This is a genomic window from Pseudomonas sp. FW305-25 (genome assembly GCF_017351415.1).
In the GTDB taxonomy this organism is placed as follows: Bacteria; Pseudomonadota; Gammaproteobacteria; order Pseudomonadales; family Pseudomonadaceae; genus Aquipseudomonas; species Aquipseudomonas chlororaphis.
In genome coordinates this window covers 176,369-202,233 of the sequence record NZ_JACNDE010000004.1, presented here as the reverse complement: position 1 = coordinate 202,233, position 25,865 = coordinate 176,369, and the positions used below count along the sequence as shown (strand labels likewise).

General features: G+C 63.3%; 20 protein-coding genes. 8 read left to right on the top strand and 12 right to left on the bottom strand.

Going from position 1 to position 25,865, the window contains the following annotated elements:
- The first annotated feature begins 176 nt into the window (after positions 1-176).
- The 6 genes from aceK to J4E58_RS06195 all read left to right on the top strand — a co-directional run bounded on the left by aceK (position 177) and on the right by J4E58_RS06195 (position 10,052).
- Complete coding sequence (aceK, locus tag J4E58_RS06220) at positions 177-1,898, top strand: bifunctional isocitrate dehydrogenase kinase/phosphatase (protein WP_053260022.1); 1,722 nt, start codon at positions 177-179, stop codon at positions 1,896-1,898.
- Positions 1,899-1,990: 92 nt separating this feature from the next.
- Positions 1,991-5,902: an ATP-dependent RNA helicase HrpA gene (gene hrpA / locus J4E58_RS06215; RefSeq protein ID WP_087089013.1), complete on the top strand. Its 3,912-nt coding sequence runs from the start codon at positions 1,991-1,993 to the stop codon at positions 5,900-5,902.
- 335 nt (positions 5,903-6,237) lie between these two features.
- Positions 6,238-7,359, top strand: a complete 1,122-nt coding sequence (locus J4E58_RS06210; protein WP_007926866.1) for a beta-ketoacyl-ACP synthase III — start codon at positions 6,238-6,240, stop codon at positions 7,357-7,359.
- Between the two features lie 65 nt (positions 7,360-7,424).
- Positions 7,425-8,039, top strand: a complete 615-nt coding sequence (locus J4E58_RS06205) for an RNA polymerase sigma factor (protein ID WP_007926857.1) — start codon at positions 7,425-7,427, stop codon at positions 8,037-8,039.
- On the top strand, positions 8,033-8,266 hold the full coding sequence (locus tag J4E58_RS06200; protein ID WP_007926855.1) for an anti-sigma factor: 234 nt from the start codon (positions 8,033-8,035) through the stop codon (positions 8,264-8,266). Before J4E58_RS06205 ends, J4E58_RS06200 begins: the two co-directional genes overlap by 7 nt.
- Positions 8,267-8,702: 436 nt before the next feature.
- Positions 8,703-10,052 (top strand): OprO/OprP family phosphate-selective porin, encoded by a 1,350-nt coding sequence (locus J4E58_RS06195; protein WP_087089011.1) that lies wholly within the window; start codon positions 8,703-8,705, stop codon positions 10,050-10,052.
- 97 nt (positions 10,053-10,149) lie between these two features.
- Here J4E58_RS06195 and mtr read toward each other — a convergent pair whose 3' ends face one another.
- From mtr to J4E58_RS06155, 8 genes are all read right to left on the bottom strand, one after another.
- On the bottom strand, positions 10,150-11,427 hold the full coding sequence (mtr, locus tag J4E58_RS06190; RefSeq protein WP_087089009.1) for a tryptophan permease: 1,278 nt from the start codon (positions 11,425-11,427) through the stop codon (positions 10,150-10,152).
- 98 nt (positions 11,428-11,525) lie between these two features.
- Positions 11,526-12,869, bottom strand: a complete 1,344-nt coding sequence (locus J4E58_RS06185; RefSeq protein ID WP_087089007.1) for an amidase family protein — start codon at positions 12,867-12,869, stop codon at positions 11,526-11,528.
- A 36-nt stretch (positions 12,870-12,905) separates the two neighbouring features.
- Positions 12,906-14,615, bottom strand: a complete 1,710-nt coding sequence (locus J4E58_RS06180) for an NAD(P)/FAD-dependent oxidoreductase (protein WP_087089005.1) — start codon at positions 14,613-14,615, stop codon at positions 12,906-12,908.
- Between the two features lie 18 nt (positions 14,616-14,633).
- Entirely contained in the window at positions 14,634-15,104 is a 471-nt protein-coding gene (locus J4E58_RS06175; RefSeq protein WP_009042645.1) for an aromatic-ring-hydroxylating dioxygenase subunit beta, read from the bottom strand.
- Positions 15,097-16,398 (bottom strand): aromatic ring-hydroxylating dioxygenase subunit alpha, encoded by a 1,302-nt coding sequence (locus J4E58_RS06170; RefSeq protein WP_087089003.1) that lies wholly within the window; start codon positions 16,396-16,398, stop codon positions 15,097-15,099. Before J4E58_RS06170 ends, J4E58_RS06175 begins: the two co-directional genes overlap by 8 nt.
- Before the next feature lie 13 nt (positions 16,399-16,411).
- On the bottom strand, positions 16,412-17,359 hold the full coding sequence (locus J4E58_RS06165; protein ID WP_087089001.1) for a PDR/VanB family oxidoreductase: 948 nt from the start codon (positions 17,357-17,359) through the stop codon (positions 16,412-16,414).
- 14 nt (positions 17,360-17,373) lie between these two features.
- A complete protein-coding gene (locus J4E58_RS06160) occupies positions 17,374-17,775 on the bottom strand; it encodes a hypothetical protein (RefSeq protein ID WP_007920620.1) in 402 nt (133 codons plus the stop codon).
- On the bottom strand, positions 17,756-19,123 hold the full coding sequence (locus J4E58_RS06155; RefSeq protein WP_087088999.1) for an MFS transporter: 1,368 nt from the start codon (positions 19,121-19,123) through the stop codon (positions 17,756-17,758). Before J4E58_RS06155 ends, J4E58_RS06160 begins: the two co-directional genes overlap by 20 nt.
- A gap of 119 nt (positions 19,124-19,242) precedes the next feature.
- Here J4E58_RS06155 and J4E58_RS06150 point away from each other — a divergent pair, with 119 nt between their 5' ends.
- Complete coding sequence (locus J4E58_RS06150) at positions 19,243-20,130, top strand: LysR family transcriptional regulator (RefSeq protein ID WP_053260056.1); 888 nt, start codon at positions 19,243-19,245, stop codon at positions 20,128-20,130.
- A 46-nt stretch (positions 20,131-20,176) separates the two neighbouring features.
- On the top strand, positions 20,177-21,301 hold the full coding sequence (locus J4E58_RS06145) for a GNAT family N-acetyltransferase (protein ID WP_053260033.1): 1,125 nt from the start codon (positions 20,177-20,179) through the stop codon (positions 21,299-21,301).
- 15 nt (positions 21,302-21,316) lie between these two features.
- Here the strand turns inward: J4E58_RS06145 and aqpZ are convergent, their stop codons facing one another.
- From aqpZ to J4E58_RS06125, 4 genes are all read right to left on the bottom strand, one after another.
- Positions 21,317-22,015 carry an aquaporin Z gene (aqpZ, locus tag J4E58_RS06140; RefSeq protein ID WP_087088997.1) on the bottom strand — a complete coding sequence of 233 codons (699 nt, stop codon included), beginning with the start codon at positions 22,013-22,015 and terminating at the stop codon, positions 21,317-21,319.
- A 368-nt stretch (positions 22,016-22,383) separates the two neighbouring features.
- Positions 22,384-24,216, bottom strand: coding sequence for an ABC transporter ATP-binding protein (locus tag J4E58_RS06135; protein ID WP_009042652.1), 1,833 nt, complete (start codon positions 24,214-24,216; stop codon positions 22,384-22,386).
- Positions 24,217-24,482: 266 nt separating this feature from the next.
- Complete coding sequence (locus J4E58_RS06130; protein WP_007920626.1) at positions 24,483-25,046, bottom strand: peptidylprolyl isomerase A; 564 nt, start codon at positions 25,044-25,046, stop codon at positions 24,483-24,485.
- Between the two features lie 3 nt (positions 25,047-25,049).
- Positions 25,050-25,853, bottom strand: coding sequence for an alpha/beta fold hydrolase (locus J4E58_RS06125; RefSeq protein ID WP_007920627.1), 804 nt, complete (start codon positions 25,851-25,853; stop codon positions 25,050-25,052).
- Positions 25,854-25,865 lie beyond the last annotated feature (12 nt).

The following is a 25,865-nucleotide window of genomic DNA, read 5'->3' as shown; positions in this document are numbered from 1 at the left end:
GTTCAACGGCCCTTTTTTCAGCAGGGCGAGAGTGTTGCCGAGAGTCGGGACGCGGGCAATCGCTATCTTGCGGTCGAATTGGTGGGATCCTTCTCTCTACGGAAAAATTGCACTTCTCCTGCACCCGGTTCACTGGCTAAGCTCAGGCCTTTCCGAATTCCCGCAGAGGTCTCACCATGCCGCAGAAATGGCCCGCCGCCGATATCGCTCGAACGATCCTCGATGGCTTCGACGATTACCGCGAGCACTTTCGCCAGATCACCGACGGTGCCCGGGCGCGCTTCGAACAGGCGCAGTGGCAGGAGGCGCAGACCGCCTCGGCGGCACGGATCAACCTGTACGAGGAAAAGGTCAGCGAGACCGTGCAGCGGCTGCGTACGACCTTCGACCTGGAGACCCTGCTCGACGTCAATCAGTGGCCGCTGGTGAAAAGCGCCTATATCAGCCTGATCGACCTGCGCTTCGACGATGAGCTGTCCGAGACCTGGTACAACTCGGCCTTCTGCGGCCTGTTCAGCCATGACCTGATCAGCGACGGCTGCATGTTCATCCACACCACGCGGCCGAGCCTGCGCCGCGCCCGGGCCGCGCAGACCCGCACCTACCGGCCGCAAGGTCATCTGTCGACGATGCTCGAACAGATCTTCGTCGACTACAGCTTCAGCGAGGCCTACGCCGACCTGCCCGGCGACCTGCGGCGCCTGGAGTCGCAACTGCGGGAGAACCTGCCGGACTGGGTGTGCAAGGACCCGGAACTGGCGGTGGAGTTGTTTTCCTCGGTGCTGTACCGCAACAAGGGCGCCTACCTGGTGGGCCGCATCTACACCCACGACGAGCAGTGGCCGCTGGTGATTCCACTGCTGCACCGCGAAGGGCGGGGGATCCAGATCGACGCGCTGATCACCGACGAAGCCGATGTGTCGATCATCTTTTCCTTCACCCGCTCCTATTTCATGGTCGACGTGCCGGTGCCGGCGGAGTTCATCGGTTTCCTCAAGCGCATCCTGCCGGGCAAGCACATCGCCGAGCTGTACACCTCCATCGGTTTCTACAAGCACGGCAAGTCCGAGTTCTACCGGGCGCTGATCAACCACCTGGCCAACACCGACGACCAGTTCATCATGGCCCCGGGCGTGCGCGGCATGGTCATGAGCGTGTTCACCCTGCCGGGCTTCAACACCGTGTTCAAGATCATCAAGGACCGCTTCTCGCCGTCGAAAAACGTCGACCGTGCCACGGTGATCGAGAAGTACCGCCTGGTGAAAAGCGTCGACCGGGTCGGGCGCATGGCCGATACCCAGGAGTTCGCCGATTTCCGCTTTCCCCTGGGCAAGTTCGACCCCGCGTGCCTGGAGGAACTGTTGGAAGTCGCGCCGTCCACGGTGTCGGTGGAGGGCGATACGGTGCTGATCCGCCACTGCTGGACCGAGCGGCGCATGACCCCGCTCAACCTTTACCTGGACCACGCCAACCCGGCCCAGGTGCGCGAGGCGCTGGAGGACTACGGCCTGGCGATCAAGCAACTGGCCGCGGCCAACATCTTTCCCGGCGACATGCTGCTGAAGAACTTCGGCGTCACCCGCCATGGCCGGGTGGTGTTCTACGACTACGACGAGATCTGCTTCCTCACCGAAGCCAACTTCCGCCACATCCCGGCGCCGCGAACCCCGGAGGACGAAATGGCCTCCGAGCCCTGGTATTCCATCGGCCCGCTGGACGTGTTCCCCGAGGAGTTCCCGCCGTTCCTGTTCGCCGACGCCGGGCAGCGCAAGCTGTTCGACCAGTTGCACGGCGAGTTGTACAACGCCGATTACTGGAAAGGCCTGCAGGAGGCCATTCGCGCCGGCAAGGTGATCGATGTGTTCCCATACCGGCGCAAGGACCGGGATAACGAATAGAAGGGGCAGCGGCAAGTTACAAGCTGCAAGCTAAAAGCGTAAAGCTGCGTTAATCTTGCGGCTTTTCGCTTGAAGCTTGCCGCTGCTTTCCTATGACTTCCGAATCGCCTGCAATCGACCAACTGCTGAAAAACCTCGACCACGCCATGCTTGCCGACCGCCACCGGTTGCGTCGGCAGCTGCTTGAGCTGCGCAAGAAGCCCGACGAGGCCAAGCTTGCGCAGTGGGTCGAGCGCATGCAGGCGTCCTGCGCCCAGGTGCTGACGCGGCGCGCCAGCGTGCCGTCGATTCGCTACGACGACAGCCTGCCGATCGCCGCCAAGCGCGACGAGATCAAGGCGGCGCTGCAAAAGCACCAGGTGCTGATCATCGCTGGCGAAACCGGCTCGGGCAAAACCACCCAGTTGCCGAAGATCTGCCTGGAAATCGGTCGCGGCCAGCACGGCCTGATCGGTCACACCCAGCCCCGGCGGATCGCCGCGCGTAGCGTCGCCAGCCGGGTCGCCGAAGAGCTGGCGACGCCGCTGGGTGCCCTGGTGGGTTACCAGGTGCGCTTCGAAGACCAGAGCGATTCCAACACCCTGATCAAGCTGATGACCGACGGCATCCTGCTGGCGGAAACCCAGAACGACCGCTACCTGGAACGCTACGACACGATCATCGTCGACGAAGCCCACGAACGCAGCCTGAACATCGACTTCCTGCTGGGCTACCTGAAGACCCTGCTGCCACGGCGTCCGGACCTCAAGGTCATCATCACCTCGGCGACCATCGACCTGGAGCGCTTCTCCAAGCACTTCGACGACGCGCCGATCGTCGAGGTCTCCGGCCGCACCTTCCCGGTGGAAACCTGGTACCGCCCGCTGACCCTGGAGCAGGACGAAGAGGGCAACCGGGTCGAGGACGACCTGACGGTGGACCAGGCGATCCTCGCCACCCTCGATGAAATCGCCGCCCATGAGCGCAGCGAACGCCGCAGCCCGGGTGACGTGCTGGTGTTCCTGCCGGGCGAGCGGGAGATTCGCGACGCCGCCGAAATGCTGCGCAAGGCCCAGCTCAAGCACACCGAGATCCTGCCGCTGTACGCGCGCCTGTCGCCGGCCGAGCAGCAGCGGATTTTCCAGTCGCACCCGGGTCGCAGGGTAGTGCTGGCGACCAACGTCGCCGAGACCTCGCTGACCGTGCCGGGCATCCGCTACGTGATCGACAGCGGCACCGCGCGCATCAGCCGCTACAGCTACCGGGCCAAGGTCCAGCGCCTGCCTATCGAGGCGATTTCCCAGGCCAGCGCCAACCAGCGCAAAGGCCGCTGCGGCCGGGTCGAGCCGGGCATCTGCGTGCGCCTGTACAGTGAAGAGGATTTCAACGGCCGTCCGGAATTCACCGACCCGGAAATCCTGCGCACCAACCTGGCGGCGGTGATCCTGCAGATGCTCCATCTGCGCCTTGGTGAAATCACCGCGTTCCCCTTTATCGAACCGCCGGATGGCAAGGCCATCAGCGACGGTTTCAACCTGTTGCAAGAACTCTCGGCGGTGGACCGCAACAGCCAGCTGACGCCACTGGGCCGCCAGTTGGCACGGCTGCCGGTGGACCCGCGCATGGGCCGCATGCTGCTGGAAGCGGCGAAGCTGGGCAGCCTGCAGGAAGTGCTGATCGTCGCCAGTGCCATGTCGATCCAGGACCCGCGCGAGCGGCCGCCGGAGCGCCAGCAGGCGGCCGACCAGGCCCACGCGCAGTGGAAGGACGCCGACTCGGATTTCGCCGGGCTGGTCAATCTGTGGCGCGGCTTCGAAGAGCAGCGCCAGGCGCTGACCGCCAGCCCGTTGCGTAACTGGTGCCGCAAGAATTTCCTCAACTACTTGCGCCTGCGCGAGTGGCGCGACTCCCATCGCCAACTGAGCCTGATCTGCCGCGACCTGCAATTGAGCCTGAACAAGGAGCCGGCCGATTACCCGAAGCTGCACAAGGCGGTGCTGGTCGGCCTGCTGAGCCAGATCGGCCAGAAGACCGAGGAAGGCGATTACCTCGGCGCCCGCCAGCGGCGCTTCTGGATTCACCCGTCGTCGGGGATCGGCAAGAAGCGCCCGCAATGGCTGATGACCGCCGAACTGGTGGAAACCACCAAGCTCTACGCGCGCATGGTGGCGAAGATCGACGCCGACTGGATCGAGCCGTTGGCTGGGCACTTGATCAAGAAGAACCACTTCGAACCCCATTGGGAGAAGAAGCGCGGGCAGGTGGTGGCCTACGAGCAGATCACCTTGTTCGGCCTGATCGTGGTCGGTCGCCGCCCGGTGCATTACGGCCCGGTGGACCCGCTGGTGTCGCGCGAGCTGTTTATCCGCGAGGGCCTGGTGCGTGGCGAGATCCAGTCGAAAGCCAAGTGCCTGAGCGCCAACACGCGGCTGCTCGAGCAGCTCGACGAACTGGAAGCCAAGGCTCGGCGCCGCGACATCCTCGCCGATGAGGAAACCCTGTTTGCCTTCTACGACGCGCGCCTGCCGGCGGAGATCCACCAGACCGCGACCTTCGACAGCTGGTACCGGGTGCACAGCCAGAAAGACCCACAGTTGCTGATCATGCGCGAGGAGGACGTGCTGGCCCGCGAAGCCAGCGAAGTCACCGCCATGCAGTACCCGGATACTTTGCAGATCGGCGATCTGGAATTGGCCCTGAGTTACCACTTCGAGCCCAACCATCCACGGGACGGCGTGACCCTGCGGGTGCCGGCGCCGCTGCTGCCGGCCTTGCCCGCCGAGCGCCTGGAATGGCTGGTGCCGGGGCTGGTGGAAGCCAAGTGCATCGCCCTGGTGCGCAACCTGCCCAAGGCGCTGCGCAAGAATTTCGTACCGGTGCCGGACTTCGTCAAGGCGGCCCTGGCGCGTATCGACTTCGCCCAGGGCTCGTTGTCCCAGGCCCTAGGCCGCGAACTGCTGCGCATGACCGGGGCGCGGGTCAGCGACGAGGCCTGGGCCGAGTCGGCGCAACAGGTGGAAAGCCACCTGCGGATGAACCTGGAAATCGTCGATGCCCAGGGCAAGTTCCTCGGCGAAGGCCGCGACCTGGCCGAGCTGACCGCGCGTTTCGCCGAGGCCAGCCAGGCCGCCCTGGCCGTGCCGCAAACCGCGAAAAGCCAGCAGCCGGTGGAAGCCAAGGTATTCGCCGCGGTGGCGGAGAAAACCCAGCAGAAGATCGCCGGGCTGTCGATGACGGTGTATCCGGCGCTGGTGGAAGAGGGTGGCACGGTCAAGGAGGGGCGTTTCTCCACTCCGGCCGAAGCCGAGTTCCAGCATCGCCGCGCCTTGCAGCGCCTGCTGCTGCAACAGCTGGCCGAGCCGGCCAAGTTCCTGCGCAACAAGCTGCCGGGGCTGACCGAGCTGGGCCTGCTGTATCGCGAGCTGGGGCGCGTCGATGCCCTAGTGGAAGACATCCTGCTGGCCAGCCTCGACAGCTGCGTGCTGGAAGGCGAGGACAGCCTGCCGCGCGATGGCGCCGGCCTGGCCTCGCTGGCCGAGCGCAAGCGCGGCAGCTGGACCGAGCACGCCGAGCGCCTGGCGCGCCTGACCCTGGAGATCCTCAAGCTCTGGCATGGCCTGCAAAAGCGCTTCAAGGGCAAGATCGACCTGGCCCAGGCGGTGGCGCTGAACGACATCAAGTCGCAGCTCGGCCATCTGGTGTACCCGGGGTTTGTCCGCGAGACCCCGGCGCAGTGGCTCAAGGAACTGCCGCGTTACCTCAAGGCCGTGGAGCTGCGCTTTGAGAAGCTCGGCAGCCAGGTGCAGAAGGACCGGGTCTGGAGCACCGAACTGGCCGGCCTGTGGAACCAGTACCAGGCGCGGGCGAGCAAACATGCCCAGGAAGGCAAGCGCGACCCGCAACTGGAGCTGTATCGCTGGTGGCTGGAGGAATACCGGGTCTCGCTGTTCGCCCAGCAATTGGGCACCAAGGCGCCGATTTCCGACAAGCGCCTGAACAAGCAGTGGAGCCAGGTGGAAGCCTGACGCGATCTGTAGCCGCTGCCGCCGACTGCGATAAGGCCCGCAGGACCTTCCCGCGATCTCAAGGGCACACCCTCTTCGAGGTCGATCGCAGCCTGCGGCAGCGGCTACAGGGATCGGCGACGTTACGGCGATTACGCTTGCCGATGGGGCTAAACGCCGGCGTTTATGGCAAACTTCGCCGTTATAAATGCCGGCCCCGCGGTTTTGAGCGTTCGCCGCCCGGGCAAAGCGGAATAAAGCGATGTCAGGTCCTATTCCGCCAGTCGGGATAGACCATTTACGGTTTGGTACGACGGTGCCAATACCTTCTGCCTGAACAGAATAGAGGAACGACCGTGCATAACGTCGTCATCAGCGGCACTGGCCTGTACACCCCGGCCAACAGCATCTCCAACGAAGAGCTGGTGGAGTCTTTCAACACCTACGTGCATCAATTCAACGCCGATAACGCGCAAGCGATCGAGCGCGGCGACGTTCAGGCCCTGACCGAATCCAGCGCGGCCTTCATCGAGAAGGCCTCCGGCATCAAAAGCCGCTTTGTCATGGACAAGGACGGCATCCTCGATCCGCAGCGCATGGCCCCGCGCCTGCCCGAGCGTTCCAACGACGAATGGTCGGTGCTCTGCCAGATGGCCATCGGCGCCGCCGAACAGGCCCTGCAACGCGCCGGCAAGACCGCCGCGGACATCGACGGGGTGATCGTCGCCTGCTCCAACCTGCAGCGCGCCTACCCGGCCATCGCCATCGAAGTCCAGGAAGCCCTGGGTATCGAAGGTTTCGGTTTCGACATGAACGTGGCCTGCTCCTCGGCCACCTTCGGCATCCAGGCGGCCTGCAACAGCGTGCAACTGGGCCAGGCCCGGGCGATCCTGATGGTCAACCCGGAAGTCTGCACCGGCCACCTGAACTTCCGTGACCGCGACAGCCACTTCATCTTCGGCGACGCGGCCACCGCGGTGATCATCGAACGGGCTGACCTGGCCACTTCGCCGTACCAGTTCGACATCATCAGCACCAAGCTGCTGACCAAGTTCTCCAACAACATCCGCAACAACTTCGGCTTCCTCAACCGCGCCGCGGAAGAGGGTATCGGCGCGCCGGACAAACTCTTCGTGCAGGAAGGCCGCAAGGTGTTCCGCGACGTCTGCCCGATGGTGGCGGAACTGATCGCCGAGCACCTGCAGGAAAACCAGCTGAACGTCAGCGACGTGAAGCGTTTCTGGCTGCACCAGGCCAACCTCAGCATGAACCACCTGATCGTCAAGAAGCTGCTGGGCCGCGAGGCCACCGAAGAGGAAGCACCGGTGATTCTCGACACCTACGCCAACACCAGTTCGGCCGGTTCGGTGATCGCGTTCCACAAGAACCAGGATGACCTGAGCAGCGGCTCGCTGGCGGTGCTCAGCTCGTTCGGCGCCGGTTATTCGATTGGCAGTGTGCTTCTGCGCAAGCGTTGACAGTCTTATGGATCGCAGCCGCTGCTTCAGCGGTTGCGATCCTGGATTCCGATTACGAGGCATGAATGTCCGCAGCTGACGACACGCAACTGCTTGAACGCCTGTTGGCCGGCGAGCAAAAGGCCTACAAGGAACTGGTCGGCACCTACCAGAGCGCCATGCGCGCCGTGGCCTACGCCATTGTCGGCCAGCGCCACGCCGACGAAGTGGTGCAGGATGCCTGGCTGTCGGTGGTGCGCAACCTGGCTGGTTTCCAGGGGCGTTCCAGCCTCAAGACCTGGCTGTTGACCATCACCGCCAACTCGGCGAAAAGCCGCTACAAACAGAACCGCCGCGAAGTCCTGCTGGATGACTTGCCGGCACCCCACGGCACCATCGGCGACGAGCGTTTTTCTTCCTCTGACGGGCACTGGCTGGTGGCGCCGTTCGCCTGGCACGCCGATACCCCGGAAGCCCTGCTTACCGAGGCCGAACTGCGCGAATGCCTGGAGCACACTTTGCTGAGCCTGTCGGAACTGCAAGGCAGCGTGTTGACCCTGCGCGAGCGCCAGGGCCTGGAGTTGGAGGAGATCTGTAATCTTCTGGACATTTCCCTCTCCAATGTCCGGGTGCTGCTGCACCGGGCGCGGCTGAAGATTTTTGCCACGGTGGAGCACTTCGAGGAGACCGGCCAATGCTGACCTGCAAGGAACAAGTGGCACGTTCCAGCGACTATCTCGATGGTCAGCTGAGCTTTCGCCAGCGCCTGATCCAGCGCCATCACCTGTTGTTCTGCCCCAATTGCCGGCGGTTCCTGCGGCAGATGCGCCTGATGCAGGCCACCTTGCGCAAGATGCCGCAAGCGCCCATCGCCGACATCGATGCGCTGGCCGAACGCCTGGCCGCCGAGCGCAAGCGCAACGCCTGATTTCACCCGACAATCCTCCCGTAACCGCTGAAGCTTCAAGGTCCTCAAGAGCGCGACCGCTTCGCGCTCGATCGCAGGCTTCGCCAGCGGCTACACCAACGCCTGCAAGGTCTACGAGCTCCTGTAGCCGCTGCCGCGGGCTGCGATAAGGCCGAAGGCCTTCAGCGATCTTGAAGTCGCTGCGGCCGTTCGGCCGATCGCAGGCTTCGCTAGCGGCTACAGGGTTTCGTTTCCCCCCAAATACCCCGCCGACCGCTCTAGTACAGGCTTTTTGCCTTATTTCGTTTGGAAGTAAAAAAGTTCCGCTGTCATCAAATCTTTATCTATCGGCAACTCCCCTGAAATAACCCGCCGCCAAGATTCCCTCCCAACACAAGCGGGCCTGACTCGCGTGTTTTTTCCAGCGCTACAGACCACCAATTAGGGGAAATCTTCGATGATCCGTAAGCACTTCGCCGGTTTTGCCGCCAGCGCCCTGGCCCTGGCAGTTACCGCCCAGGCTTTCGCTGGCACCGTCACCACCGATGGCGCCGATATCGTAGTCAAGACCAAGGGCGGCCTTGAGGTTGCCACTACCGACTCCGCTTTCAGCTTCAAGCTGGGTGGTCGTCTGCAGGCCGATTACGGTCGTTTCGATGATTACTACACCAAGAATGGTAATTCTGGTGATGGCGCCTATTTCCGTCGCGCTTTCCTGGAACTGGGCGGCACCGCCTACAAGGACTGGAAATACCAGCTCAACTACGACTTCTCGCACAACTCCGGTTCTTCCGATGACGGCTACTTCGACGAAGCGTCGATCTCCTATGTCGGCTTCAAGCCTGTGACCATCCGTGTTGGCCGTTTCGACCCGGACTTCGGTCTGGAGAAAGCCACCAGCTCCAAGTGGGTTACTGCCATGGAGCGTAACTCGGCCTACGAACTGGCTGACTGGGTCAACACCCACGAAAACGGCATGGGCCTGCAGGTTGGTTCGGTCGTGGCGGATATGGCTTACCTGTCCACCAGCGTGTCGGCCAAGGACCTGAACGACAGCGACGGCGACAGCGTCAAGCAATTCAACGCCCGTGCCGTATTCGCTCCGATGCATGAAACCGGCAACGTGCTGCACTTCGGTCTGGACTTCGCCAGCCGCGACCTGAACGACACCGCTTTCGATTCGCGTATTCGCCCACGTCTGGGCGTTCGTGGCGTTGCCACCAACGGCGGTAACGACGCTGGCGCCAACGGTAACCGTGCCACCTTCGGCGGCGGCATCGGCCTGACCCCAGCGAACTCTTCCACCCCGAACATCACTGCGGTCGGCGCCTACGACACCGATACCGTGTTCGGCGGCGAATTCGCCTTCGCTACCGGCCCGTTCTCGGTCCAGGCTGAATACCTCAAGCGCAAAATGAAGGCTGACAGCAACGCTTACCAGGACGTGAAAGCCACGGGTTACTACGGCCAGCTGGCCTACACCCTGACCGGCGAGTCCCGTTCCTACAAGCTCGACGGTGCCAAGTTCGACTCGATCAAACCTGAGAACAAGCAGTACGGTGCCTGGGAAGTGTTCTATCGCTACGACAACATCAAGGTCGACGATGAGAACGTCGTGAGCAGCACCTCGACCCGTGAGGTCGGCGACGCCAAGGCCAGCCTGAACACCATCGGTGTCAACTGGTATGCCAACGAGGCGGTCAAGATTTCCGCCAACTACATCAAGGTCAGCACCGACAACGTCACCAACAACGTTGGCGACGACAGCGGTGATGCCCTGGTCGCTCGTGTGCAGTACGTGTTCTAAGGTTGGTTTGATGCTGTAAAGAGCTCTTTCTCATCCGTTAAAGCTCCTTTCGTTTCAGCCCCGCTTCGGCGGGGCTTTTTTTTTGCCCGTCTCCCGACTAACGCCAGACCGGCAGCAGGTCGAAGCTGAACAGCAGGTGGGCCAGGGCGTTGGCCAGGCCGAACAGCAGCACCAGGACGATCATCGGCGTGCCGCCCCAGACCCGGTACAGCGGGTTGGCGAAGCGTTTGCGCGAGGCGTGGGCGAGCAGGGCCGGGGTGATCACCGCCCAGACGGTCGCCGCCAGGCCGGCAAAACCAATGGCAAGGATGAAGCCTTCCGGCCAGATCAGCGCGCAGCCGATCGGCGGGGCGAAGGTGGCCAGCGCACTTTTCAGGCGGCCCCGGGGGCTGTCGTCGAAGCCCAGGGAGTCGGCGATATAGTCGAACAACCCCAGGGTGACGCCGAGGAACGAACAGGCCACGGCAAAGTTGGAGAACAGGGTCAGCAGCAGGTCGACCCGGGCGCTGTCGAGCATGCTGCCCAGGGCGCTGATCAGCACATCGATGGTGCCGCCCTGGCGGGCGATGTCCTTGAACTGCTCGCGGGGCAGGGTGCCCATGGTGCAGAGCATCCACACCGTGTACAGGACCAGGGCGATCAGGGTGCCGATCAGCAGGCAGTTGCGGATGCGCTGCGGGTCCTTGCCGTAGTGCTTCATCAGGCTCGGCACGTTGCCGTGAAAGCCGAAGGAGGTCAGGCAGAACGGCAGGGTCATGAACAGATAGGGCAGGTAGTCCGGTTGCGGGTTGCCGCGATCGAGCAAAACCTGTGGCTGCACATGGCCGAGCAGGCCACCGAAGGTCAGGAAGAAGGCGAGGATCTTGGCGCCGAACACCAGGGTGGTGATGCGGCTGACCGCCGCGGTGCTGAGCCAGACCACCAGGGCCACCGCCAGGGCGAACAGCAGGCCGCCGTTGCGCGAGGAAATCTCCAGGCCCAGGTTGTGGGCGGTGTGACGGATCACCGAGCCGCTGGCCGAGATATAGGCATAGGTCAGGATGTACAGGACGAACACCAGGGTGGCGCCGTTGAACAGGCTCCAGCGCCGGCCGATCAGGTCGCGGGTGATGGTCGAGAAACTCGCCCCCGGCCGGTAGTTGAGGTTGGCTTCGAGGATCATCAGCCCCGAGTGCAGGGTGCAGAACCACGACAGCGCCAGCACCGCGAGGGAACCTTGGAACCACAGCCCCGACATCATCACCGGCAGCGAGAACATGCCCGCTCCGACAATGGTGCCGCCGATGATCATGGCGCCGCCGATGACCGAAGGCCGGCGTTCGGCGACTGTGCAGTGGGAGGTTGAAGGGGATGAAGCGATGGACGTACCGCGCATGGCAAGGCCTGCAATGAAATTGTTATTGGAGGTAGCGAGGGTGCGCCTCGGGTGTGCGGAAAACCGGCAGGCCGGCTCCCGCGCACCCGGGCGACAAATCAGCGCAGAGCCAGCAGGCGGCTCAGTTGCTGCGCCATCTGTAGCAACTGGTGGTCCTGCCCGGGCAAGGCGTCGAACGACAGCCCGACCGGCAGGCTGCCCGGCTCGGCCACCGGCACGCTGACACTCGGCGCCGCCAGGTTGCTGGCCGGGTCGGTGTTGCGCACGAAACGCTCGAAATGCTCCTGGGCGCCGCTGTCGCTCAGCAGCGGCGCGGTGCAGCTGACGGTCGGGTAGGCGATCAGGTCCAGCCGGTGCTGCTGGAACAGCCCGGCGTATTCGCGATCCAGGCGGATCTTGCTCATCAAGGCCTGCACGTAGTCCTCGTAGGAAATGGCCGGGCTCTCCAACTGCGCCATCAGGGTCTTCTTGATCTGCGGGTCGCGGATCTGCGCCAGGATCTCGAGGAACCGCTCGCCACAGCCGGCCTTCAGCAGGAAGCGCGGGAAGTCGATGAAGAACTCGAAGATCGGCAGCGGGAACTGGATGCTTTCGTTGATCTCGCCGATCAGGCGGTCGTCCACCGGCACCATTTCCACGCCCTGATCGGCCAGGCTATCGATCGCCGCGCGGCAATCGCTGTGCACCTTGGTCTCCAGCTCGGACCAGAAGAACTGCTGGGGAATGCCGATGCGCAGGCGCTTGGGCTCGGTCGGCGCGGCGAAGGAAGTGCCGGTCAGATGCCGATGCACGAACAGCGCGTCTTCCAGGCTGCGGGTCAGCAGGCCCGGTGAGTCCTTGGTCTGGGACACCGGGACGATGCCGTCGCCAGGGTAGACCCCGGTGCTCGGGCGGAAACCCACCACGCCGCAGAAGGCCGCGGGAATCCGTACCGAGCCGCCGGTGTCGGTGCCCACCGCGCAGGGCACCAGGCCGGCGGCCACGGCCGCGGCACAACCACCGCTGCTGCCACCGGCGCTGTGTTGCAGGTGGCGCGGGTTGACCACTGCGCCGTAGCTCAGGTTGGCCGAGGTCACGCCGAACGACAGCTCGTGCATGTTGTTCTTGCCGGCGACCCGCGCGCCCAGCGCCCTGAAGCGCTGGACGATGCCGGCGTCCGCGGCCGGGTGGTAGTCGGCCAGGCCGGGGGTGCCGGCGGTGGTCGCCAGGCCACTGACATTGATGTTGTCCTTGAACGAAACCGGGATGCCGTAGAGCGGCGCCTGGCGCTGCTCTGGCGTGCCGGTGTCGCCGCTGAACGCCTGCGCGGCGAAGCTGATGAAGCTGTTCAGGTGCCCGGCGTCGGCGTATTGCTCGAGCAGCGCGCGGTGCCAGGAATCCAGGCAGAGGCTGCCCTGGCGAAACCCGTCAACGAGCGCTTCGATCGAAAGCTGGCTGTACATGAAAAAGTCTCAACGAAAGTCGGTAGGGGCCTGGGCTCAGCAATAGCGGAAGTGCGATTGCAGATCGAACAGCGGGTTGCCTTCCAGCAGTTCGCCGCCGAGGCTGGCGATCACCGCGCAGGCACCGTTCAGGGCGGTCTGTACCGCGCCTTCGGCCCAGCCGCCGGTAAACGAGCTGCCGCAGCCGGCCAGGTACAGGCCGGTGTCCTGCTGCGGGTCGAGGGCGGTCTTGAATTGATAGAACAGGCGCTGGGAGTACAGGTCGTCGCCGGGGAAGTTCAGCTTGAAGGCGCCCAGGGCCTGCTTGTCGGTGAGCCAGTCGTATTCCAGTACGTAACGCTGGTAGTCGCCGTCCAGCGGCACCAGGTGGCTAGCGAACTGCGGCGCGCTCATCGCCAGTTCGTCCACCAGGCGCTTGCAGCGCTGGACCTTGTCGGTCATCGAAACCATTTTGTGCGAGTCGTCTTCCCAGGTGTAACTGATCAGTACCACGCCCCAGGAGTCCGGGTCTTGCGGGGCGTAGTCCAGGCAGTAGACGCCCTTGACCAGGGTGTCGGTCTGGATGTTCTGCGCCAGGCCATGTTTGAGCCAGAATTTGTCGCGGGTCAGGATGAACAGCTTGGACGAGCCGACCATATGAGTTTCGTTGATCGCCCGGGCCACGTCGCGATTGACGAACTGCTCGGCCTGGGTGAGGCGCATGTTCACTTGCAGGGCGCGGGTGGTGGCGGTGGTGATCACCCGGTCGCAGCCATAGGTTTCACCGTTGCAGCCTTGCAGCAGGATCTGCCCGTCGGCGCCCTTGCTGATGGATTCGATGCGCGTGCGGCAGATCCGGTCGCGCAGGGCGATGCCGTGGAATTCCTCGTCGGCGATTCGCTCCCAGAGGGTGGAAATGCCGTTGGGCACCAGCCGCTGGTTGACTTCGAAGGCGTTGATCACCAGCCGCAGGATCTCGGTGAACGAGGCCCGGTACACCGACTGGAACCCACCCGAGCCGATGCCCAGGGAACCGAATAGGTGGAAGTCTTCCGGCTTGCGCCAGCGCTTGCCGCCCGGCGGGTTTTTCGAGGTGAAGATCTGCACCATGGCCGAGTAGAAGGAGTGGTCGCCAAAGCAGTCCAGGTAGCGTTGCCACTCCGGCTGCACCTCGGCGTATTGCTGTTTTTCCAGCAGGTCGGTGAGCAGCAGCGGCGGCGCCAGGAAGGTGCCGTCGTCCAGGCGCACGCCTTCTTTGAGGAAGGCATTCCAGCCCCGGTGCACGGTGTTGAAGATCGGCGGTGGATTTTCCCCGGCCGGCCAGTGGTGGGTTTCGCCACGGTAGTGGATTTCGGTGTCGACCACGCCGGGGTCGGGGAAGGCCTCGGTGGTGCCGATGCCGAAGCGGTCCAGGTAATGGAACAGGCCGACTTCGCTCGGCGGGAAGCGCATGGCGCCCATCTCGGCGATGAACTGCGGTTGTGTTTCGTCGAAGCACTGGGTCAGGAAACGCCCGCCAAGGTGGTCTTTCGAGGCTTCGAACAGGGTGATGCGGGTGGCGCCGGCGCGCAGCAGTTCATAGGCCGCGATCAGGCCGCTGAGGCCGGCGCCGACGATACCGACGTGCTTGTCGGCGATCGCCGGCGGCAGGTGACCGATGGCCTGGGTGGCACGGCGCAGGAATTGCCCATAGTCGTACAACAGGTCGATGTTGGGGAACGAGCGGGTGCCTTGGGTTTCTTCGAAACCGGAGTGGGAGGAGTTCACAGGTAAGGGTCTCGGAAATCAGATGATGAGCTGCAGGCTTTCAAACGCGCGGGAAGGGTTGAGCAGGAGGACTTTCTTGCGCTGGATCTTCCACTGGCCGGCGAGGCACAGCAGTTGGTGTTCCACGGTCACCGGGTAATGCCATTCGCTGTCGCCCCGGGCTTCGCAATACAGCATCGGGGTCCGGCAATGGGCACTCAGGCCATCCGCATCGAGGCTGATCGTTGGCCTTTGGGCAATGTGCAGGCCGCGGCTCTTGGGCTGCTGTGAGAAGTTGCGGGCACTGGCCAGGCGGTTGATGCGCAAGGTGGTGAGGAAGCGGTCCTCATACAGCAGCGAGGATTCGCGCAACGGGCAGGGTTGGTCGTGGCGCAGCGGAATCCAGTAGTGGAAGTCGTCGCACAGCAGCTGTTGCCAGGCGTCGAAATCCTGTTGGTCGAGAAGCGCGATCTCTTGGTAGATCAGCTGTTCGAGGGGCGAGTTATCCATGGGCGGTCGATCCGTCTGGGGCCTGCATCAGTTGCTGCCAGGTGTTGTAGAAGTTGCGCATGGCCCGTTCGCTGGTGCCGGACACCACCTGGGTCTGCTCAAAGGCTTCGCCCGGTTCGAACAGGCGGGCGACATTCACCCAGTCGTTGGCCTGGCTGCGCAGCCCGTCCATGGCCCGCTCGTACATCTCCACGTCGTCGTGGGCGACCATCGAGCACGGCGAGTTGATCAGGTTGTTGTACTGCACGGTTCTTTCCAGCAACTGCACGGGCGCGCCCACCAGCTCGAAGATCCACGACTCGACCACGGTTTCGCTGGCCGAGATCGGGCGGATCACCCGCAGGGTCTGGATCGGTCCCTTGACCATCAGGTTGGGGAAATACACGGTGTTGTGCCGGGTGTCGTCGAGGATCGCCGCGGCCTGGGTTTCGCCGTAGCTCTCGACCATCAGCTCCCAGTAACCGGGAATGCTCGAATAGGCCTTGTGGATCGAGTTGCTGACGCCAGTGTGGCCATGGCCGTTGGGCCAGGTGCGGATGCCCATGGCGCTGAAGAACTCGTAGGACGCCATGAACGGCGAGAACAGCTCGACAGCCATTGGCGGCTGGCCGTCGTGCCCGGTTTCCTTCCACAGGCGAATGGCTTCGCCGGCCGAGGATTCGTGGGCGACCATCGGGTGGCAGGTGTCGGTCTGGTTGTCGACCACCATCTTCCAGTTGCAGCGATGGCGGTGCAGCAAGGGCTGGCCGATGGCGCGCAACTGTCCCTGGGGCGAGCGCATGACCATGTTGTCCAGGGTCGACAGCGAGTCGCCGAAGAACTCGCTGAAGCCAACACCTTGCTCCTTGAGGCGCACGAACACGAAGCCCCGGTAGTTCTCCACCGCGGCCACCGGCTGCATGCCCTTGTGGGCGGCGCAGCTGCTGAGGTCGCAGTCGTCGTATTCCTTTTTCACCGGAATGCTCAGCAGCTGGCCGTCGGTCTTGAAGGTCCAGGCGTGGTACGGGCAGCGGATGAACCGGCCGACATTGCCTTGCGGCTCGGCCAGCACTTTCACGCCCTTGTGCGGGCAGCGGTTGTGCAGCACGACGATCTCGCCGTTTTTCTGCCGGACCATGGCCAGCGGTTGGCCGGCGATCTCGCCGGTGAAGAAGTCGCCGGTTTCCGGGACCAGGCTTTCATGGCCCAGGTAGCACCAGCTGGCGGCGAATACCTGTTGTTGTTCTCGCTCGAAGAGCGACGGATCAAGGAACAGCGTGCGATGCACTTCCTTGCCGTTGAAGTAGTTGTCCAACGAGGTTCTCTCTTTAGATGACCAGTTTCAGGCTTGGGCTTTTGGCCCGGGATACGCAGGGGTAGATCTTGTTGCTACAGGCGGCCTGCTGCGGACTCATGATGAAATCGCGGTGATCGACTTCACCTTCCAGAACGTCCAGCTCGCACACCCCGCATTCGCCGCGACGGCAGTCGTAGAGCGGCTCCAGGCCGGCCTCTTCGAGGGCGTCGAGCAGGGACTGGCCGGGCTGCACCCGCAGGTCGACGCCGGAGTCCGCGGCGTGCACGGCGAAGCCGGGGTCATCCTCGGCCAGGCAGGTGTTGAAGACTTCGAAGTGGATGCGCTCGCGGGGAAAGCCCAGGCTCTGGGCATGGCTGAACACGTCGTTGAGCATGGCTTGCGGGCCACAGACGTACAGGCGGTCCTGGGGTTGCAACTGGCCCAGCACCGCGGCCACCGACGGGCGCCCTTCGGCCGAGTCGGAGCAGTGCAGGCTCAGGCTGTCCTGCAGCAGCTCGCGCATCTGCGCGGCATAGGCGGCGTCGCCCGCGCTCTTGGCGAAATAGTGCAGCTGCGCCGGGCGCTGCCGGGCTCGCAGATGGCTGAGGATGCCGGTCAACGGGGTGATGCCGATGCCGCCGGCGAGGGCGATGTCGGCGCCGTCGCTGTCGTCCAGCTGGTAGTCGAAGGCATTGAACGGGCCGTCGAGCCGTACCTGATCGCCAACGCTCAGTTGGTGGATATAAGCGCTGCTGGGCGAGTCGGGGTTCAGGCGGATGGCGAACACCAGGCTGCCCGGGGGCAGCTCATGTTCGGCCAGTTCGACCCGGGAGTAGTGACGCCATTGCTCGAGCGTGGGAATCCACCATTTGAAGTGGGCCCCGGCGGTGGTCTCGCAGGGGGTCGGCACAAGAGGCGCCAGAGTGATTTCCTTGATGCTTGGCGAGAGCATCAGGCACTGGGTGATCTGGTAATTCATGGGGTGACTCGCTGTCAGCTTAACGGTGTTTCATGCAGGTACAGCCACTGGGCCGAGTGCTCATGGATGCGGATCACCACCACCGAGAGGCGCGAGGTTTCCTTCTGGTCCAGGCGATGGGTTTCCTTGTAGCGGATCGCCGCGCTGTGGCCTTCGTGCCAGACGGTGTGCAGGTCGCTGACAAGGATTTCCAGGCCGGGGCGGGCACCGACGGCGCCGCGGAACATCTGTTCGACCTGCTCGCGGCTGACGATGGCGCCTGCGGTGGTGACCATGCTGAAGTGCTCGGCGAAGGCCGGCAGCAGGCGGTCGATGGCGGCGGCGCCGTTGCCGTCCTGGTCGGTGAAGACCGCGTGGATCAGGTCGTGGACCGCATGGATGCTGTGTTTGGCCTGTTCAACGATTGTGTTGTGCATGACATTCCTTTTGCGTGGTCAGGTTGCTCATCTGCAACAGGGGTAACAGGCCCATCACCGCCGCGATGACGAAGGTCAGGTGATAGGCCGGGGTAGACGCCAGGCGGGCGAGCAGCAGGTTGTAGATCATCAGGAACAGCGCGGCGCCGATGCTGAAGGACATCTGCCGGTTGATGTTCCAGATCACGCTGCCCTTGTGGGTATCGGCACCTTCGAAATCCATCAGCGAAGTGGTTTGCGCAGTATTGGCGCCGATGCCGCCGCCAATGCCCATCAGGCAGTAGGCGATGACGATGATCGGCAGGTCGGCGGCGCTGTCGACCAGATACAGGGTGGCGATGCCGGCGCTGTGCAGGAGCATGCCGAGGGTGAACAGGCGCCGGGCGCCGAAGCGGTTGTAGACCCGGCCGCAGACCAGCATGGCGATGAAGGCGCCGCTGGCGTAGAGGATCATGAACATGCCGGTCAGCTGGGCGCTGAAGTGCAGGCTGTTCTGCAGGAAGAAGATGCTCAGCAGGTTGACCCCGGTGAACACTCCGGGAATCGCGTAATAGATGAAGATCGAGGTGCTGAGCTTCTTGCTCTTGAGCAGGCTCAACTCGACGATGGCGTTGTCGCAGCGGCGGTAGTGCAGGACATACAGCGCCACGCAGGTGACCCCCAGCATCAGGCAGCTCAGGGCGGCCAGCGGCGGGTAGTCGCCGCCGTACAGCGACATGCCCATCAGCAGGCTGCCCAGGGCTGCGCTGACCAGCAGCAGGCCCTTGATGTCCGGGCGCGCCAGGCTGGCGGGCCGGGCTTCCTTGATCCACAGCCAGGACAGGGCGGCGGCGATCAGCGAGAACGGAATATTGCTGTGGAACACCCAGCGCCAGGAGCTGCTGTCGACGATCACGCCGCCGATGGTCGGCGAAATGGCCGGGGCGATCAGGGCGACGGCCATCACCAGGGTGGAGATCTTGGCCCGCTGCGGGCCCTGGAACAGGTTGAAGGTCAGGGCCTGGCCCACCGGGATCAGCAGGCCGCCGCCGATGCCCTGGACGAAACGCCAGATCACCAGTTCGTGGAAGCTGCCGGCCATCCCGCACATCCACACGGCGGTGCTGAACACCAGCATCGAGGCGGTGAGGGTTTCGCGGCTGCCGAATCGTCCGGCCAGCCAGGTGCTTACCGGAATGATCAGGGTCAGGCCGAGAATATAAGCATTGGCCACCCAGGCCACGGATGAAGTCGAGACGTGCATATCATGGGCAATGCTCGGTAAAGCCACGGCCGACATGAATATGTTTATACAGTCGATAAAGAATCCGATGAGGAATATAAGAGCCACTTTGTAGCGATAAGTCATATGATCTCCCTTTTGCGGCGGGATCATAGGAGCGATAGACCGAGGGTGTCGATACGCCTATACTTGAAACATTGTTTGATGGGGTTTAACAATGATTTACAAAAACAGTGAGCTATAACATGCACACGCATCTAAATCGCGTCCAGACATTCCTGGCGGTTGTCGATTTCGGTTCCTATACCAAGGCGGCCAACTACCTGTGCATCAGCAAAGCCATGGCCAGCCTGCATGTCAAGGCGCTCGAGGAAGTTTTGTCGGCGACCCTGTTGATCCGCAATACCCGCAATATATCCCTGACGGAAATAGGCCAGGACTTTTATAACGAGTTCAAGGGGATTGTCGCGGATATCGACAATGCCTTCGAAAATGTCCTGCATGGGCATAATCGTATTTCTGGAAAGTTGCGTTTCAGTTCAACTAGTGAGTATGGCGAGCGCTATATACTGCCGATCATTTCCAAGTTCACCGAGCGTTATCCGGAGATCCGTCTTTGTTATAACTTCAACTCTTCGTTGAATGATCTGGTGGCGGAAAAACTCGATCTGGTGATCCGTCTGGGCAACCTCGCCGACTCGGCTTTCAAGAGCCGCAAGCTGGCCGATTACGACATCGTCCTGGTGGCCAGCCCGGACTTTCTGGCGCGCCATCCGGTGGTCGAGCCCCTGGACCTGAACAGCGTGCCGTGGATCGCCAACAGCAACCTGCAAGGGCCGACCAACTGGACCCTGAGCCACCCGCAACGGGGCCAGGTCGAAGTCAGCGGGCCCAATCATTTCGAATCCAATTCCTCCACCGCCATTCGCGCCATGACCCTGTCGTCCCTGGGGGTGTCGGTACTGCCCGGCTGGGTGGTCGAGGACGATCTGGCCAGCGGCCGGCTGGTGCGCCTGCTGCCCGACTACGCCTTGCCTTCGCAGTCGGTGAACGTGGTGTTTCCCAACAGTTCGCACCTGCCGCACAAGTCGCGGGCGTTCATCGATTTCCTGTTGCTGCACCTGGGGCAGTGATCGGCGATACTCGGCGCGTTCGTGGACCACACTCGCGGGGAACCCAATGCCGTTGCAATCCTTGACCAGCCTGGCCGCCGTCGATCCGCAGCAATGGGACGGTTTGCTCAGTGACGGCCAGCCGTTTCTGCGCCACGCCTTTCTCAGCGCGCTGGAAGACAGCGGCAGCCTCGGCCCGAACTCTGGCTGGCAGGCCGAGCACCTGCTGCATGTGCAAGACGGACGCCTGATCGCGGCGCTGCCCAGCTACCGCAAGTGGCATTCCTACGGCGAGTACGTGTTCGACCATGGCTGGGCCGACGCCTGCGCCCGGGCCGGCATCGAGTATTACCCCAAGCTGCTGAGCGCCGTGCCCTTCAGCCCGGTCAGCGGCGCGCGGCTGCTGGCGGCAAGCCTGGAAGACGGCCTTGAACTGCTGCAAAGCCTGCCCGGTTACCTGGAGATCGAAGGGCTTTCCAGCGCCCATATCAACTTCACCGACGCCTTTACCGATGCCGCCCTGGCTGGGCAAGCCGGTTGGTTGCAGCGCCTGGGTTGCCAGTTCCATTGGCAGAACCGCGGCTATCGGGACTTCCAGGACTTTCTCGATACCCTCAGTTCGCGCAAGCGCAAACAGATGCGCAAGGAGCGCGAACAGGTAGCGGGGCAGGGCATCGAATTCGAGTGGCTCGAAGGCCGGCAACTCAGCGAAGCGCAGTGGGATTTTGTCTACGCCTGTTACGCCAACACCTATGCGGTGCGGCGCCAGTCACCCTACCTGACCCGGGCCTTTTTCAGCCTGCTGGCCGAGCGCATGCCCGAGGCCATTCGCGTGGTGCTGGCCAAGCAGAACGCCAGGCCGGTGGCCATGGCCTTCAGCCTGATCGGTGGCGACAGTTTCTACGGGCGTTACTGGGGCTGCCTGGCGGAATTCGATCGCCTGCATTTCGAAACCTGTTTCTACCAGGGCATGGATTACGCCATCGCCCAGGGGGTGCAGCGTTTCGACGCTGGGGCCCAGGGCGAGCACAAGTTGATTCGGGGGTTCGAGCCGGTGATTACCCGGTCCTGGCACTACCTGCGACACCCCGGCTTGAAAGCGGCGGTGAAGGATTTTCTCCAGCAGGAGCGGGTGGGCGTGCTGGCTTACGCCGAAGAGGCGAGGGCCGCGCTGCCGTATCGGCAGGCGTGACCCTCGAGGTTGCTGTCAGCTGTCTTCCTTGCCCAGCCAGCGATAGAGGCCACCGCCGACCACCGCGCCGAGAATCGGCGCCAGCCAGAACAGCCACAGTTGCTGGATCGCCCAGCCGCCGACGATCAAGGCCGGCCCGGTGCTGCGCGCCGGGTTGACCGAGGTGTTGGTCACCGGAATCGAGATCAGGTGGATCAGCGTCAGCGCCAGGCCGATGGCGATCGGCGCGAAGCCCACCGGCGCACGTTTATCGGTGGCGCCGAGGATGATCACCACGAACATCCCGGTCATCACCAGCTCGCTGACAAAGCCCGCCGCCAGTGAGTAGCCCCCCGGCGAATGTTCGCCATAGCCGTTGGAGGCCAGCCCGCTGGCCAGCTCGAAGCCAGGCTTGCCGCTGGCGATGAAGTACAGCAGCGCCGCGGCGATCACCCCGCCTATCACTTGCGCGATGACATAGGCGGGCAGTTCCTTGAGCGGAAAACGCCCGCCGACCACCAGGCCGACGGACACCGCGGGGTTGAGATGGCAGCCGGAGATATGGCCGATGGCGAAGGCCATCGTCAGCACGGTAAGACCGAAGGCCAGCGCCACGCCCAGCAGGCCGATGCCGACCTCCGGAAACGCGGCCGCCAGTACGGCGCTGCCGCAACCACCCAATACCAGCCAGAAGGTGCCTAACAACTCAGTGACTGAACGTTTGAACAGCGACATAGAAGTTATTCCTTATCGATCCGATAAAGCCGTTATGCAGCCGTGCAGCCTGGCTACAGGCCCTGCTCCAGAACCTAGGCTCAGTACAGCAGGCTTTTTTTACAAATCCAGTGCGAAAAAAACGCCAGGGCCCTGTTCACGGGGCTCTGGCGTTTTCTGTAGCCGCTGGCGCAGCCTGCGATCGGCCGCGCAGCGGTCGTAAATCTTGCAGCCCTGATCTGCCTGAAGGAGCGTATTCACCGGTTTGCGACGGCTGCGCCGCCGATCGCAGCCTCGCGGGCTCGGCAGCGGCTACGGGTGAGGGGTGGCGCAAAAAAAACGCCAGGGCCCCGAAGGGTGCTGGCGTTTTTTGGGAGGGGCGGGGCGGATCAATCGATACCGACGAACCCTCCGGTCTGGTGCTGCCAGAGGCGCGCATACAAACCGCCGTGGGCCAGCAGCTCGGCATGGCTGCCGGTCTCGGCGATGCGGCCTTTTTCCAGGACCACCAGGCGGTCCATGCGGGCGATGGTCGAGAGGCGGTGGGCGATGGCGATCACGGTCTTGCCTTGCATCAGGGTCTCCAGGCTTTCCTGGATCGCCGCCTCGACTTCCGAGTCCAGGGCCGAGGTGGCCTCGTCCATGATCAGGATCGGCGCATCCTTGAGCAGCACCCGGGCAATGGCGATGCGCTGGCGCTGGCCACCGGAGAGTTTCACCCCGCGCTCACCGACGTGGGCATCGAAGCCGGTGCGGCCCTGGGCGTCGGAAAGCAACGGGATGAACTCGTCGGCGCGGGCCTTGCGCACCGCTTCCCAGAGTTCCTCGTCGGTGGCGTCGGGCTTGCCGTACAGCAGGTTGTCGCGGATCGAACGGTGCAGCAGCGAGGTGTCCTGGGTGATCATGCCGATCCGCTCGCGCAGGCTTTCCTGGGTCACGTCGGCGATGTTCTGGTTGTCGATCAGGATGCGCCCGCTCTCCAGGTCATAGAGCCGCAGCAACAGGTTGACCAGGGTCGACTTGCCGGCGCCGGACGGGCCGATCAGGCCGATCTTTTCCCCGGGCCGGATGGTCAGGTTGAGGTCGCTGATGACCCCGGCCTTTTTCCCGTAGTGGAAATCCACATGCTCGAAACGCACTTCGCCGCTGGCCACCGCCAGGCGTGGCGCCTGCTCGCGGTCGCTGACGCTGATGGGCTGGGCGATGGTCTGCAGGCCGTCCTGGACCATGCCGATGTTCTCGAAGATGCCGTTGACCACCCACATGATCCAGCCGGACATGTTGACGATGCGGATCACCAGGCCGGTGGCCAGGGCGATGGCGCCGACCGAGATCAGCGACTGGGTCCACAGCCACAGGGCCAGGCCCGTGGTGGAGACGATCAGCAGGCCGTTCATGGCGGTGATCACCACGTCCATGCTGGTAATGACACGCCCGGCCAGCTGGCTTTTCTCGGTCTGTTCGCCGATGGCTTCGCGCGCGTAGTTCTGCTCGAAGTGGGTGTGGGCGAACAGTTTGAGGGTGGTGATGTTGGTGTAGCCGTCGACGATCCTGCCAACCAGCTTGGAGTTGGCGTCCGAGGAAATCACCGAGCGTTCCTTGACCCGCGGCACGAAGTACCAGAGCGCGCCGATGTAGCTGGCGATCCAGATCAGCAGCGGGATCATCAGGTGCCAGTCGGCCTCGGCGAACAGCACCAGGGAGCTGACCGCATAGATCAGCACGTGCCACAGCGCGTCCACCGCCTGCACCGCCGAATCGCGCAGCGAGTTGCCGGTCTGCATGATGCGCTGGGCGATGCGCCCGGCGAAATCGTTCTGGAAGAAGTTCAGGCTCTGCTTGAGCACATAGCTGTGGTTCTGCCAGCGAATCAGGCTGGTCATGCCCGGGCTGATGGTCTGGTGCACCAGCAGGTCGTGCAGGGCGACGAACAGCGGGCGGAAGATCAGCGCGACCACCGCCATCCAGGCCAGCTCGAGGCCGTGGGTCTTGAAGATCTCGACATTCGGCGTGCCCTGGGCCAGGTCGATGATCGTGCTCAGGTAGCTGAACAGCGACACCTCGATCAGCGCGACGAACAGGCCGACCACCAGCAGAGCGACGAAGCTCGGCCAGACCTGCTTGATGTAGTAGAGGTAGAAGGGCAGTACGCGGTTGGGGGGAGCGGCAGTGGGAGCGTCGCGGAAAATATCGATCAGCTGTTCAAAACGACGATAGAGCATGGGATCTGACGCCCGCGTGACGGGCTCTCCTTATCAGTAAGCAGGCGCAGCGCTGTGTCAGCGCCGCGCCGGGACTCCCGGCTAAGCCTTGGGCTCTGTACGAAAAGTCGGCGAGCGAAGGTCAGGCAAGGCAAAAACAGGCGAGGAACGGCCGGGGTCGCGTTCGACTTTAGGGGCCTAAATGAGCATTCCGAGCCTGTTTTTAACGCTGCATGGCCTGCGTAGCGCCGAAGGCGCACAGCGCGCAGCCACTTTCCGTCCAGAGCCTAGTCGATGCGCTTGGCCGACTTGATTAGCACGGGGTCGATCGGCACGTTCTGCATGCCTTGTTTGGTGGTGGTCTGCGAGTTGACGATCTGGTCGACCACGTCCATGCCGCTCACCACTTTGGCGAACACCGCGTAACCGGCATCGCGACCCGGATCGAGGAAGGCGTTGTCGGCGACGTTGATGAAGAACTGGCTGGTGGCCGAGTTCGGGTTCGAGGTGCGGGCCATGGACAGGGTGCCACGTACGTTATGCAGGCCGTTGCTGGCTTCGTTCTTGATCGGGTCGCGGGTTTCCTTCTGCACCATCTGCGGAGTGAAGCCGCCGCCCTGGACCATGAAGCCCGGGATCACCCGGTGAAAGATGGTGTTGGTGTAGAAACCACTGTCGACGTAGTCGAGGAAGTTCTTGCTGGAGATCGGGGCCTTGACCGGGTCCAGTTCGACTTCGATCTTGCCGAAGCTGGTGTCCAGCAGGACGTGAGGCGCCTTGGCCGGTTGGGCGGCCATCAGGTTGGCAGCGAACAGAACGGAGCCGGCGACGAGGGCGATTTTTTTCAGCATGGGTCAGTGATCCTGGGTGGTGGTGTCGACTGCGGTTAAAAACTCGAGCAGGGTTTGGTTGAAGCGTTGCGGCTGGTCCAGCGGCGTGGCGTGACGCGAATCGGCGATCACCACCAGGCGCCCGTCGGGCAGCAGTTTCACATAACTTTCTTTCAGTGCGACCGGGGTGTAGTCACGGTCGGCGCTGATGACCAGGGTTGGACAGGCGACTTGCGAAAGTCGTTCCTGGACCCCCCAGCCAACGATGGCATCGAAGCTTGCGAGATAAGCACGTTTGTCGTTTTTTGCCCAGCGCTCGGCCATCTTTTGCCGCAGCTCGGCCTGCGCAGGTAGGGGGAACAATTTGCCGGCCAGGGCAATGCCGATGGTTTCCAGGCTGAGCAGGCGCATCAGGCTCCAGCGCTTGAACCATTGCCAGGCATCGTTGGCGCTGCGGATCTTGACCTCGGGCGCGCTGTTGACGATGCACAGGCTTTTCAGCAGCCCGGGCTGATCCACCGCGACCTGGAAGGCGATCATGCCGCCCATGGACAGGCCTACCAAGTGCACCCGCGACAGGTTCAGGTGTTCCAGCAGAGCGATGAGGTCGGCGCTGAACCCGGCGATGCTGTAGGGCTCGCGGGGTTTGTCGGAGCGGCCATGGCCGCGCACGTCGGGCAGGATCAGGCGGTAATGGGCGGACAGCTCGGCGATCTGCTTTTCCCAGTCACGGGTGCTGGAGCCGAGCCCGTGGACCAGCACCAGCGGTTCGCCATGGCCGTATTCCTCATAGTGCAGGGTGCATCCTTCGTGTTCGAAATAGGCCATGGCTGAATTCCT

Bases quoted from the DNA above. Each gene is read 5' to 3' on its own strand.
- J4E58_RS06160 (WP_007920620.1), bottom strand. From the start codon at position 17,775: ATGCACAACACAATCGTTGAACAGGCCAAACACAGCATCCATGCGGTC.
- J4E58_RS06205 (WP_007926857.1), top strand. From the start codon at position 7,425: ATGTCCGCAGCTGACGACACGCAACTGCTTGAACGCCTGTTGGCCGGC.
- aqpZ (WP_087088997.1), bottom strand. From the start codon at position 22,015: ATGTCGCTGTTCAAACGTTCAGTCACTGAGTTGTTAGGCACCTTCTGG.
- J4E58_RS06150 (WP_053260056.1), top strand. From the start codon at position 19,243: ATGCACACGCATCTAAATCGCGTCCAGACATTCCTGGCGGTTGTCGAT.
- mtr (WP_087089009.1), bottom strand. From the start codon at position 11,427: ATGCGCGGTACGTCCATCGCTTCATCCCCTTCAACCTCCCACTGCACA.
- J4E58_RS06125 (WP_007920627.1), bottom strand. From the start codon at position 25,853: ATGGCCTATTTCGAACACGAAGGATGCACCCTGCACTATGAGGAATAC.
- J4E58_RS06155 (WP_087088999.1), bottom strand. From the start codon at position 19,123: ATGACTTATCGCTACAAAGTGGCTCTTATATTCCTCATCGGATTCTTT.
- J4E58_RS06200 (WP_007926855.1), top strand. From the start codon at position 8,033: ATGCTGACCTGCAAGGAACAAGTGGCACGTTCCAGCGACTATCTCGAT.
- J4E58_RS06135 (WP_009042652.1), bottom strand. From the start codon at position 24,216: ATGCTCTATCGTCGTTTTGAACAGCTGATCGATATTTTCCGCGACGCT.
- J4E58_RS06130 (WP_007920626.1), bottom strand. From the start codon at position 25,046: ATGCTGAAAAAAATCGCCCTCGTCGCCGGCTCCGTTCTGTTCGCTGCC.
- J4E58_RS06165 (WP_087089001.1), bottom strand. From the start codon at position 17,359: ATGAATTACCAGATCACCCAGTGCCTGATGCTCTCGCCAAGCATCAAG.
- hrpA (WP_087089013.1), top strand. From the start codon at position 1,991: ATGACTTCCGAATCGCCTGCAATCGACCAACTGCTGAAAAACCTCGAC.
- aceK (WP_053260022.1), top strand. From the start codon at position 177: ATGCCGCAGAAATGGCCCGCCGCCGATATCGCTCGAACGATCCTCGAT.
- J4E58_RS06185 (WP_087089007.1), bottom strand. From the start codon at position 12,869: ATGTACAGCCAGCTTTCGATCGAAGCGCTCGTTGACGGGTTTCGCCAG.
- J4E58_RS06145 (WP_053260033.1), top strand. From the start codon at position 20,177: ATGCCGTTGCAATCCTTGACCAGCCTGGCCGCCGTCGATCCGCAGCAA.
- J4E58_RS06195 (WP_087089011.1), top strand. From the start codon at position 8,703: ATGATCCGTAAGCACTTCGCCGGTTTTGCCGCCAGCGCCCTGGCCCTG.
- J4E58_RS06175 (WP_009042645.1), bottom strand. From the start codon at position 15,104: ATGGATAACTCGCCCCTCGAACAGCTGATCTACCAAGAGATCGCGCTT.